Source organism: Psychrobacter sp. JCM 18900 (assembly GCF_904846625.1).
Classification (GTDB): domain Bacteria; phylum Pseudomonadota; class Gammaproteobacteria; order Pseudomonadales; family Moraxellaceae; genus Psychrobacter.
Genome location: NZ_CAJHBL010000005.1, coordinates 219,519 through 231,901, shown reverse-complemented (window position 1 = coordinate 231,901; position 12,383 = coordinate 219,519). Strand labels below are relative to the sequence as shown.

12 protein-coding genes are annotated in these 12,383 nt (G+C 39.0%); 9 read left to right on the top strand and 3 right to left on the bottom strand.

Annotated elements, in window-relative coordinates; translation table 11 throughout:
- Positions 1 to 118 precede the first annotated feature (118 nt).
- The 4 genes from JMX96_RS11045 (at position 119) to JMX96_RS11030 (ending at position 3,426) form a co-directional block, all read left to right on the top strand.
- Positions 119 to 862, top strand: coding sequence for an outer membrane protein (locus JMX96_RS11045; protein ID WP_201569051.1), 744 nt, complete (start codon positions 119 to 121; stop codon positions 860 to 862).
- Between the two features lie 301 nt (positions 863 to 1,163).
- Complete coding sequence (locus JMX96_RS11040) at positions 1,164 to 1,646, top strand: antibiotic biosynthesis monooxygenase family protein (protein ID WP_201569050.1); 483 nt, start codon at positions 1,164 to 1,166, stop codon at positions 1,644 to 1,646.
- A gap of 110 nt (positions 1,647 to 1,756) precedes the next feature.
- On the top strand, positions 1,757 to 2,605 hold the full coding sequence (locus JMX96_RS11035; RefSeq protein WP_201569049.1) for an NAD(P)H-binding protein: 849 nt from the start codon (positions 1,757 to 1,759) through the stop codon (positions 2,603 to 2,605).
- 74 nt (positions 2,606 to 2,679) lie between these two features.
- Positions 2,680 to 3,426, top strand: a complete 747-nt coding sequence (locus tag JMX96_RS11030; RefSeq protein WP_201569048.1) for a glutathione S-transferase family protein — start codon at positions 2,680 to 2,682, stop codon at positions 3,424 to 3,426.
- A 217-nt stretch (positions 3,427 to 3,643) separates the two neighbouring features.
- On the opposite strand, the gene JMX96_RS11025 is transcribed toward JMX96_RS11030, so the two are convergent.
- Both JMX96_RS11025 and JMX96_RS11020 read right to left on the bottom strand, forming a co-directional pair.
- Complete coding sequence (locus tag JMX96_RS11025; protein ID WP_227677033.1) at positions 3,644 to 5,095, bottom strand: coniferyl aldehyde dehydrogenase; 1,452 nt, start codon at positions 5,093 to 5,095, stop codon at positions 3,644 to 3,646.
- 122 nt (positions 5,096 to 5,217) lie between these two features.
- Complete coding sequence (locus tag JMX96_RS11020; RefSeq protein ID WP_201569046.1) at positions 5,218 to 6,936, bottom strand: GMC family oxidoreductase; 1,719 nt, start codon at positions 6,934 to 6,936, stop codon at positions 5,218 to 5,220.
- Positions 6,937 to 7,175: 239 nt separating this feature from the next.
- On the opposite strand from JMX96_RS11020, the gene JMX96_RS11015 reads away from it, so the two are divergent.
- Positions 7,176 to 8,237, top strand: coding sequence for a helix-turn-helix transcriptional regulator (locus JMX96_RS11015; protein ID WP_201569045.1), 1,062 nt, complete (start codon positions 7,176 to 7,178; stop codon positions 8,235 to 8,237).
- 365 nt (positions 8,238 to 8,602) lie between these two features.
- Here JMX96_RS11015 and JMX96_RS11010 read toward each other — a convergent pair whose 3' ends face one another.
- Positions 8,603 to 9,529, bottom strand: a complete 927-nt coding sequence (locus JMX96_RS11010; protein ID WP_201569044.1) for a hypothetical protein — start codon at positions 9,527 to 9,529, stop codon at positions 8,603 to 8,605.
- Between the two features lie 469 nt (positions 9,530 to 9,998).
- Here JMX96_RS11010 and JMX96_RS11005 point away from each other — a divergent pair, with 469 nt between their 5' ends.
- From JMX96_RS11005 to JMX96_RS10990, 4 genes are all read left to right on the top strand, one after another.
- Positions 9,999 to 10,295 carry a hypothetical protein gene (locus JMX96_RS11005; RefSeq protein ID WP_201569043.1) on the top strand — a complete coding sequence of 99 codons (297 nt, stop codon included), beginning with the start codon at positions 9,999 to 10,001 and terminating at the stop codon, positions 10,293 to 10,295.
- 26 nt (positions 10,296 to 10,321) lie between these two features.
- Positions 10,322 to 10,627, top strand: a complete 306-nt coding sequence (locus JMX96_RS11000; protein ID WP_201569042.1) for a hypothetical protein — start codon at positions 10,322 to 10,324, stop codon at positions 10,625 to 10,627.
- Positions 10,628 to 10,754: 127 nt separating this feature from the next.
- Positions 10,755 to 11,297, top strand: a complete 543-nt coding sequence (locus JMX96_RS10995; RefSeq protein WP_201569041.1) for a hypothetical protein — start codon at positions 10,755 to 10,757, stop codon at positions 11,295 to 11,297.
- A 181-nt stretch (positions 11,298 to 11,478) separates the two neighbouring features.
- Positions 11,479 to 12,375 (top strand): hypothetical protein, encoded by an 897-nt coding sequence (locus JMX96_RS10990; RefSeq protein ID WP_201569040.1) that lies wholly within the window; start codon positions 11,479 to 11,481, stop codon positions 12,373 to 12,375.
- Positions 12,376 to 12,383: the final 8 nt, after the last annotated feature.

Genomic DNA, 12,383 nt, shown 5'->3' with positions numbered 1-12,383 from the left:
CCAAAAACCCTAAGTCTTAAACAGTGTTTAATTAAATACTGCTTTATTAAATAGTACGTCTTTAATAAAGCAGTCATTAACCATTGGCTTTGAATACATTCTTAATTAGGGAACACTTATGACATCTTTAACCAATGCAAAAGCATTATCTACCTTTGCTGTTTTGGGCTTATTTGCACTACCTACAGTTGCCATGGCAGATATGACAGAAGGTCTATATGGCACAGCACAACTAGGCTATAGCATTGCGGACACTGATTCAAAAGCCTATGGTAATAACATTGCAACCGATGACGATTTCCCAAGTTCATTTGAAGCTGATAATAGTATGGTCGGCGGTATAGGGTTGGGTTATCAGTTTAACCAGAACCTACGTATAGAAGGTCGATTGGCAAAACGTAGCTTTGATATTGATGACTCACGTTACGGTACGGGCGCTCGTGATGGCGAGCAATACATTTTAGATGGTGAGTTTGAAAGCTTAACGATGACTCTTGAAGGGTTTTATGATTTCCCTATTAGTGCCTCATTTACCCCTTACGCTAAGGCAGGTATTGGACTTTCAAAAAATGACTATTCTGCTCGTTTGGGCGGAACTGGCGTAGCAGGATTTGACGCATTTGATGGCAAAGCAGATGGCTATTATGACAACTACGCTGATGGCGACTCTAGCGAATTTACATGGAATATCGGAGCAGGTGCAAGCTATGCATTGACCCCAAGCACCCATCTATATGGAGAGTATCAATACATCGATTTTGGTGGCGACGTACAAACAGGGCAAGACGGCTTCAGCGATGGCTTTGAGATCAACGACGCCTCTGCTCATGAATTTAACCTAGGCTTACGCTATCAGTTTTAAGGTTTTTTAATTTATCAACTTATCTTAGTCTCGATATTTCATCTGTATCTAAATAGGGTCTGTTGAACATTCAAATGTGGTGCTGGCAGTCACTATTTTTTAGACAATATGCAGTGAAATTTTTGACGCCTAGTCATTCTAGGTTAAATAATTTCGCCATATATTGGCAGAAAATAGTACTGCCCTGAAAGGCTGATGCTAAAATCACCCCAAACGTTGTTGCAATCCTAGTTAAGGTCTCGACATTATCGTCGGCTTGCGCCTAATTTGGTGCAATTTTAGCAATCAGCAGCCCTAATATTTGAATGTTCAACAGACCCTATTTAAAACAAATTTTAAATCATCAATCTATTCAAAAGCTGCTTTATTAACCACTGTTGTTATTAGTACATTTGCATTGACCGCTTGCAACAACTTACAACCTGCTCATCAAGCTCAAAAGCATACACAGTATAATAGCCATCATCAAGGTGCTGACGTAGTATCAAACGCCAAAGTGATTGAGATTGCCTCTTTCAAACTTAAACCAAGTATTTCCTACGATGACTTTGCCGTTCTTGATCACAGCGTTGAAGTCAATCATGTGGCAAAACAAAAGGGCTTTGTGTCTCGTGAGTCAGCAATGGGCGAAAACGGCGAATGGGTGGTTGTGGTGCATTGGGAAACGTTAGCGGATGCGGATGCTTCCATGACAAGTTTTACTAAAACACCTATGGCAGCTGAATTTATGGGCAGTATAGATTTAAAGACGATGGCAATGAATCGTTATACCTTAGTAGATTAGTTTGAAATAAACAGCAATTTCAATCAGTTGCAAACCAGTAGCTCGATTAGGGTCAATAGATAGACCCTAATCGACTTTCATTCTAGTTAAGCGAATCAAAGAGGTGCACTATGAAAATCGCAGTTACAGCCGCTAATGGAAAACTAGGGTCTGCCATTATTGAGAACCTACTACAGGCGCATGCCGAAACAGACATCGTGGCGCTGGCACGCACTCCTGCCAAAGCTGAGTTTTTGACTAAGCAGTATGGCATCGAGGTCAGAGCAGGTGATTATGATGATGTACAACAGCTTGAGAACTCATTACAAGGTATAGATAGCGTTTTACTGGTGTCTAGTATGGATGAGACTGCTAAGCGTATTGATCAGCACCGCAATGTCATTGAGTCTGCGAAAAAACATAGTGTGAAAAAAATCGTGTATACCAGTATTCAGGGTTCTAGTACTCAAACTGCGTTTGCGCCGATTGTGAAGAGTAATCAGCAAACAGAACAAGATATCAAAGATAGTGGTCTCAATTGGGTGATAGGCCGTAATGGTATCTATATCGAGCCTGATGTGGATTATATCGATAGCTATAAGGTGCAGGGTAAGATTGCTAACTGTGCAGGTGAGGGCAAGTGTGGCTATACCACTCATGAAGAATTGGCGGTCGCTTATAGCCAAATGCTAATCAATGCTAAGCACGATGCCAATACTTATAATTTAAATGGTGAATCCATTACCCAGCAGCAGCTCACTCAGTACTTGAATGACAGGTTTGGTACAACGCTTAGTTATCGCTATATGACCGTGGAGGCGTTCAAACAAGACCGTATTGATGAACTAGGCGAGTTTATCGGTACAGTGATCGCTGGTATTTATGAGCAGATAGCAATAGATGCTATGCACAACCAAAGCGATTTTGCCAAGGTAGTGGGGCGCGAACATATGAGTTGGACTGAGTACTTTAATAATTAATAAGACCGCGCATACTCAAACTAGATATTATTTGAACGCTCTTTGATGTAATGCAAAATGTAAGGAAGACTATTATGCCTGTTATTACGCCTAGAAATAAACCCGTTACCAAATTCGAAGGTTTACACTTGTATCACGCGCCATTTTCCAACTGTGCCATGCGCGTAAGGATTGCATTAGCGGAGAAGCAGCTAGAGTGGACAAGCCATCTTATTGATCTATCCAAAGGTGAACAGCGTAGCAAGGAATATCTAGGAATCAATCCTAATGGTGTGGTACCAACCTTGGTAGATGAGGGTGTGGTTATTATTGATTCGACCGATATCATTGATTATTTAGACACCACCTATAAACCCAATTCGTTGCGTCCTGATAGTGAAGCTGAAATGCAGGCCATGTATGATTGGATGCATATGGCAAAAGATAATCATCTGTCCATAAAAACTTATATGTATTATAAATTAGGTGCCACGGGTCTTAGCGAAGAAGAGCTAATAGAATACCGCAAAAACCAAACTTACGACAAAGCACTGTTAGCGTTTCATGAGCATCGTAGCACACATGGTTTTAGTCAAGAGGATATTGATAAGGCAACCGCAGTTCTTGACGACTGTTTTGCAAAAATGGACGTGCGTCTCAAAGATCATGATTGGCTAGTTGGCGACACCTTTTCATTGGCGGATATTACTTGGATTCCGCAATTGGTTGTTTTAGGTAGAGCAGGCTATCCTTTTGCGCAGTATGCACACTTTGAGCGCTGGAAAAATATAATTATGGCACGCCCTAGTTTTAAACAAGCAGTTACTGATTGGTTGAGTTAAAAATGAGTGACGACAGCGGTAAGACTATAATACAATGCACTTTAAAAGAGTATCTCAAACCAAAAAAATCATCCTAAACATTCAAGTTAGGGTGATTTTTTTATGTGCATCGACATAAACTTATAACGTCTGTAAATCCATCGAAGCGAGATGCATTAATGGTTCTTTGAGATATTAGCAGTAATTATTATTAAAAGATACATGTGAGTTCAGGTATCTATTTGATAAACATAGACATAAATTTATTAAAGACAACTCCATATGGAGGTTGTAATAAATTCATAGCATTTATTTTGGGCTGGACTAAAATAGGTTTCATATGACTAAAGCGTTCAAAGCCAATCTTACCGTGGTAAGCTCCTATACCGGAATGTCCAACCCCGCCAAAAGGCAATTCATGCTGCAGGGCATGTAATACAATCTCATTAATACAGACACCGCCAGATACCGTATGGGAACGAATACGCTTAATATTCTTTTCTGAATTTCCGAATATATATAACGCTAATGGTCTAGGGCGTTCATTGATAAATGAGATAGCTTCATCTAACTCTTCATAATGTATGAGTGGTAGTACTGGTGCAAATATTTCATTTTGCATTAATGCACTATCTAATGTAGGTTCAGTTACGATAATAGGAGGCATTAAGCGTGAGTTGATATCTGGTTTCACTTCAGTTGTATGGTGAACTTTCTCTTTCGGTATTTCGTCTAGATACTTTTGAACTCTAACAAACTGAGCACTATTGATAATATGGGTATAGTCCTTGTTTGTCGTGATTTTTGGGTAATGCTTTTGCATCCATTTCTTGGCTAGACTAGTAAACTGCTCATGATACTTGCGATTTAACAGTACATAGTCAGGTGCTATACAAGTTTGTCCAGCATTTAGCGCTTTACCCGTCATAATTCTATTTACGGCACTTTCTAAGTTGGCATCATCTAGTACAATCACCGGAGATTTACCACCAAGCTCAAGAGTAACTGGCGTTAGATTCGGAGCCGCTGCTGCCATGACTTTTTTGCCTACTTCTGTAGAGCCGGTATAAATCAAATGATCGAAAGGAAGCTCACTAAAAGCCACCGCGATATCAACATCACCTACAACAACATTTACCATCTCTGGTGAGAAATGTTTTTCAATCGCTTCAGCAAATGCCTGAGCAAATTTTGGCGCAGCTTCACTCATTTTGACCATAATACGGTTTCCCGCTGTAATAGCATCTATCATTGGACCAATTGCTAAATATAGTGGATAGTTCCAAGGGACCATGATACCCACTACGCCCAATGGTTGTGGTTCTATTTCATTACGAGCTGGCAAGTAAACAGCTGAAACAGGCGCCTTTCGAGCTTTCATCCAAGACTCACCATGTTTCTTTGCATGACTAATGCTTGTAAAACTTGAAAATAATTCGGCAAACTTAGTTTCACCTTCACTACGTTGACCAAAATCTGCATTGATGGCACTAGTAAGTTTATCCTTATTTTTACTTAATAAGGTTTCAAGAGTTTCAAGTTGAGATTTTCTAGTATCCCAGTCAGTTATAGGTCCTTTGCGACTCAGTTTTTGCAGTCTCAAAAACTGGGCTTGTAGATCTTTCTTGTTGGTAATGATTGCGGGTGAGCTACTTACTGAAGAGCTGTTATCAATTTGAGTGCTATCCATCGTTTTCATCCTTGAAATATTTTATAAAATTATCCTAGGAGGATGGCATATAATCATACTCCTAGGATTTTGCGTAATTGAGATATTAATCTGGTAGTACTATTGCAGTAGTCACTATCAATTCAATACGCAACGCTTACATGGCCCTTAGCCACTACCATGTCGGGCATGTTTTCATTTAATTTAACGGAATCTTTGGTTTCAATACTTGTGCTACCGTGGCTTAGATGAAAACGCTCCATCTTTATTTCCTGAGCGATTTTTTCTGCAATGGCTATCGTCGGAGCGTTAGTATTTGCACTATTAAGGTGAGGCATAATAGAGGCGTCCACAACACGTAGTCCGATTACACCTCTTACTTTAAGATCTAGATCCACCACGGATTCAGCATCTGAGCCCATCCTACACGTGCCTACCGGATGATATATAGTGTCTGACTTGTTGCGGATATAACCTAACAAGCCGTCTTTATCCAGTGCGGAAGCTGCATAGTCTTTAGTAATATATTTGGCAATAGGTTGTTCTTGCATGATTTCGCGCGTACGTTGAGCACCTGCCACCATCATTTCCACATCTTTTGGATGGTCTAAATAGTTGGGATCAATTAGTGGCGCGGCATTTGGGTCAGAGGACGCGAGCTTTACGGTGCCACGGCTTTCAGGTCTGAGATAACAGCTATGAATAGATACCGCATATCCCCACTTAACTTGACGGCCATGATCGATGACTCTAGAAATAACAAAGTGAAGCTGAGTATCTGGCCAGTCTTTAGGTGTGGCATTTGTGGCACTAAAAAAAGCAGCCCCTTCAGCAAAATTGGTTGATAGCAGTCCAGTCCCATCTTTTCTCCAATCACGAGCTCCTTTCATAAGGCTGATGCCGCCAGCAAAACCTACGCCAAATACGTCTTTTGTGTTTACCTCATAGTCAAACACAACATCAAGGTGATCTTGGAGATTTTCACCAACATTAGGAGAGTCATAGACAACACGAATACCGTGCTTTTCTAACTCTTCTTTAGGACCAATGCCTGATAGCATCAAAATCTTTGGAGAGCCGAAAGCACCAGCACACAGAATGACTTCTGCATTGGCCTTAATAGTATTTTCTTGATTATCTTTGAGGTAAACCATTCCTGATGCTACTCCGTTCTCTATAAGAACGTGAGAAGCAATGGCACCTGTAATAATAGTTAGGTTGGGTCTGTCTTCTACAGGGTGTAGGTAGGCGGCAGCAGCTGAACAACGCTGCCCTTGTTTTTCACCATGGAAATGAGTTAATTGGTAAAGGCCAGCTCCATCCTGCTTATCACCATTGAAGTCGTCATTTCTATCTAAGCCATTCGCAATGCATGCATCGACAAAAGCATTAGTAATAGGCCGAGGGCTAAGAGGGTCGGCAACGTTTAACGGTCCACTGTCACCATGAAAATGATTTGCACCGCGGACATTGTTTTCTGCCTTTTTGAAATATGGTAAGAGTGAATCGTAATCCCAACCGTCACAGCCCTCATCAGCCCAACGGTCATAATCTTTTGCACTACCACGGGTATAAACCATCGCATTAATAGCTGATGAGCCACCTAAGCACTTGCCACGAGGCTGATATCCAATACGATTGTTTAGGTGCTTTTGGGGCACAGTACTGAGACACCAGTTGTTTATCTTAATTGGCTTGTCTCTCATTTGGGCAATAACTGCCGCAGGTAAACGTACTACTAGATCTTTGCCATCACCCCCTGACTCTAAAAGGCACACTGTGACTTGAGGATCTTCACTTAATCGACTTGCCAACACGGATCCTGCAGATCCACCACCAACGATAATATAATCAAATTCCATGATTAGTTAACTCCTTCCTTGGATTATCCTAGCTACTACTAGGCTTTTTTTGCTAAAGTTAGATATATAGTCTAACGGGTCAAACAGTCAAAACACTGATAAAACTGATCAATATTTCTCATTCATGTACTTTTGTATAACCTACTATCACTTAGAAGTGTTTTAACCGTGATGCTAAATACACTCCAAAAAGTGAACGGCAGTTTTAAATCAAGTCAAATTCAACACAGAGTAAATCTATGGAACTCAATGAATATACGGTTCATAAGCTGACAGCGCTCTGTTATAGAAAAGCCGTAGCAACGTATCTAATACAGATAAATCGCTCATCTGATATACCCAAAATCATGTCACAATTTAGTGATCTCGATGATTTTGAAGGCGATAGAATGCCACTAGCTGTCGTCACGAATGAGTTCAATTTGGCTACCTATTTCTTCCAAGATGATTATATAGGGCTAAAAGTTTTCAACTATATCGAGATTGAGTCTCTTCCTTTTTATAAGGGAATAAGCCAATGTATCACTCCTCTAATAAATGCCAATATTGATATTCCTCTTATTGTTCTCTGCCGTTTGATTTCGCGTTACTTCAAAGTCATGACTGAATCAATCGAGGTTCATTTATTTGAGAGAAAAGATTTAATCCGTCTTGAGTTCAATCCAAGCGTGCCTGAACAGGTTAATAAACATCAAATTGATGGCATTATTTTTTCCGTTTATAAAATTATCTCGACATTTAGCTCACTCAAACCTGTAGAACTTACTCTGGCGCATCGGCAATCTTCCCAAGGGTTTGAGCTATATAAACAGTTCTTAGGTGTTTCAGCAGAAATGTCTAAAACAGTCAATAGTTTAACGTATCGAATCGATAGGGCTGATCACAGTTACTACTCATCGGAACACACAAAAAACACTGTAGGAAGTACATTTTTTATCAACCCTTTGCATCATATGCTTGATAAGAACTTCACCGATACCAGCTATACACAACGTTGTCAGCATATACTCATAACAATCATGGGTCTGCATGAGCCGACTCGTGAGCAAGTTGCTCAGGTGCTCAATATGAGTGTTAGTAGCTTGCAAAGGCGTCTAAGAGAAGAGGGTACTTCTTTTAAAACGTTGCTATTGGAAGTTCGAAAAAAGTTAGCTTATAAATACTTAATAGAGCAGAGGTTATCAGCTACAGATACGGCATTTTTACTTGGTTATCATTCTAATAGTCAGTTTTTCGGTGCTTTTAAGAGTTGGTTTGGGATGACGCCAAGAGCATATAAAGAATGTTATCTAAGTGACTAACAGCTCGTTATATATGCTTTGACTATAGCAGCGAGGGCATGATCATCCTTGATTTACTAACTGTATCGTATGATATCTTTTGAAAGTAGGCATATTCAGGTCAAGGAAAGTTAATACTGTCTTAATTCGGGTCAAGGTTTATATAGTGCTAAAAATTCAGCGATGTCAGACTCTATATAAAGACCAACATATAGAACGCTTATAAGCTATTGAGTACTTTTATGATCAAGTGATTAGCCAGTGACTTTCCCTTTGCTTGAGTTTGATTTTAGTGATCAAATATAAAAAAAGCGCCCATTGTAGGCGCTATTTTTTATTCTATTTTATAAGCAAAACTCATGATAGTTTTTTGGCAAAAACTATTTTTAGTAGTTGGCTTTGATTTGTGTTTCTAAGAAATTAGCCGCGACGTCATTGTACAGACTACAATAAACTTCTTCGATGTCAGGGTTAGTATTGAAATTTTCTTGGACTCCGCTTTGATTATAGAAAGCATCATATATCAAGCCGTTGTATCTGACAGCTGCCACGATCTCGCCATCTTCATCAGTATACCGAGCAGCTGGTAGCTCGTTGTCGATTCCGATGTTTTCTTTGACAAGATTGTTGACAGTGTTATACGTTTTCTCGTTAGCAATCCACTCATCTATAGTCATGCTACCTTCATCTTCGTCTTCAGAAAAGGTATAGAAATTTTGATTAGGTGTCTCTAGGAATATATAACATTGAGAGCCGCTCGGAAAAACAGGGTTAACACTGCTAGGAAAAGAAGATAACTCAGTGTCAATACCTGTTTTAGCATTGAATGGCTGTTTGCCTACGCCTTCAAGGTCAAGGGTTATAATGTCATAAGTTGAATTGACGGAAGCATTTCCTGAACGAATATTTAGCTTGAACGTATCACTATCAACAAAGCTAATGTTATAAAACTGACTATCAAAATCCTCAGGAACCGCAATGAACAAATTTTGGCCAGCGTAAAACTCTAATTCAGAGACATCACCTACGCTATCCTGATATGCAGTAGGTGAGCTTCCTACAATAGTAGATATTGTCTGCATTAAGCCGCTATTGCTAAGTCTATAAGCGAGCTTACCCCATGCATTTTTGTACTCTCCATCGTTCACATCGGTAAAAGAGTCAAAGACTGTATAGCTCAGTTCATTATTAACGATAGGACCACCATCGTCTCCATTGCTTGCGACGTACTGACCGTCACTATCTCCGCCACATCCTGTAAGTACTAGGGCACTGGCCAATGCGAGGCCCGTATATAATTTATTAATTTGCATATTGTTACCTATCGTTAGCTTCCCGTAAGAAAGTAATCATAGTTAAAGCTATATTAAATTGCAAAACAAAATTTCAGTCTTAACGTTATCGCTACAATTGTAATATATTTTACTTAGTGAGATTGTCCTTGTTATTTATTAAAAATCTACAATTTATAAATTGTGTCATTTGAGCAGCTAATAGCAATGGTCTGATTTATAGCAAGATAAAAAGGCATTGATACAAGTACTATTGATAGGTAAAAAGTGAATGATTATTAATGGAAAAGATTATCGTATCGTTTTTTTAGCTAGCTTTAGGTAGGCTATTTATATTTATCATATGAAATATATTCATAGAAAATGATGAATATTTCTGCTATACCTAGTTATACTAATTAATTTGGTTAGTTTATCTAATTAAATTAATTGGCTATATGGATTTTTAATCTCACGTATCGGAGTTAAGCAACCATAAAGGACGATAACTATGAAATTAGCAAAAGCTGTACTTGCCAGCATCTGTATCTTACCGTTAGCCACCATCGCTTATGCTGAAGACGTTAATACTCAAAACTTACGTATCTCTGAAACCTCAATGATGAGCGTCAATGAAGCAGCACCAGCAACCATGAAAATGCACAATGATAATGATCATATGGGCGAAAAATCGAACGCCATTCAAGACGGCAGCGATGTAGAAGTGGACAAAGAAAGAACGTGGCGCTGGCCTTGGCAGAAGAAGAACAAAGAAGTAGCGACACCTGAGCGTCCAAAGTGCTGTTAGTTCATTAACTATAAAGGACTACCACGATGAAATTATGGAAAGCCATCTTAACCAGTATCTGCATTTTACTGTTAGCTGCTATCGCTTATGCTGAAGACGTTGACTCCCAAAACTTACGTATCTCTGAAACCTCAATGATGAGTGTCAAGGACGCTACATCCTCAAGTATGCAGCAAAAAGAAAAAGTACCGACAGATAATAAATCAAGTGCCATCAATAATTCAAATGATGTTGAAATTGATAAAGAACAAGGTTTCAGATGGCCTTGGCAAAGGAGAAAAGACAAAGCTCTTGAAGCTATCGAAGACTTTAAGAGTCAATCAAGACCCTAAAGAGACTCGGGCAGATAGTCCGTCATATGGATCATTTGAAGGTAAATTTAACGTAGCTGCTTACAGTAGTTTCAGCTGTTCATAGTGATTTATTGATATTAAATACTTTTACACAAGGATGTATATTATGAATATTTATAAGCAAATAACGATTCTGACACTGAGCATGTCTTTAGTAGGGCTCAGCCATGCCGCCGATGATATGGCAGGTGCCAAAAATGGTATTACTTTAACTGAGAATAGTGACGTGAGTATCAGAAACCACAACTGGAGCACAACGAATAGAGAACCTAAGCATAAGCGTAAACGTAGTACCGTTAAAGTGAGTGCACCGATGGAGGAAACCGCCTCGCAAGTAGCTCTTACTAAATTTGCTGAAGAAAATAACATGATTGAAAAAAGCTATGGTGATGTTTGTGGCGCCTTTATGGAAAGCCAAATGACAGAGACTAAATCGCAAGGACATCGCTGGGGCAAGTCTGAGTCACATTGGACCAAAAAATCATTTAAGATTTTTAAAGCACGTGAATTTACGAGTGGTGAAGAAGAGCTGGCGCAAAGCGCAGGTCATCTATTTGGTAAAACTATAAAAAAACATAACTGTATTACTACTAAAGTAGGGATCAATGACGAAAACGTTGAACTTGAGTCCATGAAACTAGCAAAATAATTGAACAATGCTATATGTGCTATCTAGGAGTAGAACAAAGTGACAGTTAAAAATTTAGCTGTCATTTTTTATGTACTAAGCCACATTTTGGAGAGTATTCATGAAAACCTTTTGTTACCTACTGGTGAGTCTGCTTTTTTTGTATTCTGCTCAAGCCAATGCCCTAAATACTAACGAGAAAATGATCAATGAGCTGTATCAGGATACTGAGCTTGATATTGATAATGTAGATGACGTTTTTGCATACGTGTTATCACAGACTGACGATACCCTCACTATTTACCCTTCAGAGGGCTATTATTATTTTAACTTTTACCATCAGGGCAACTTAATAAAAGGCAATATGTTGGTGGGTCATAAGTTAAGACAGCAAGGCAGCTTATCCTTTATATATTTTTATGACATAGCCGGCAAAGAACGAGGTGAGTTTAAAACGCATCATAAACTATATAAGTCATCAGATATATTTAGCCTGAAAGAGCATCAACCTAACTTATATCAGTTAACTTTCAAAAATATTAAAAAAAACCTTGAGATTAATCAGATAGAGCCGGATGCTGATTTTGTAAAGACGCTTGAGAGTCAAGGTTTTGAAGTCAACCTACCCATGATGGATGATTCGGGAGTCACACTCTATTTGGCATTTCATCCTACTACCAATAACTTTTATTATATTAATCCTTTATCCAGAGATGATGAGTCTTACTATCCTTTTAGCGAGGTGCTCAAAGTGGGTGCTAGGACTCAATTTGTGTACTTGCCTATGGAAAAATTTGCCATATTAGTAGGCGTTAATGCCAATAATGTTTATAAAAATAACTATTACGATGGCCCTTTTGATCAGCTCCCTGACGAGGCATTAGCCAATATAGATTATAAGTCTTATTTGTATCGAGTAAATCCAAGCTGGAAAAATAAAATATATGATGACGGCTATTTTATAGATGACCCCGATGCTCGTGTTGCACTGACCAATTATTTTGAATATCTATCGCTTGATGAACTCAAAAAAATCCAACCTTGTGCGTCTGATAAAAATCCGTTGCAGTGTTTAGAAGACAGTGGGATGCGTTTTTGATTTTGCAC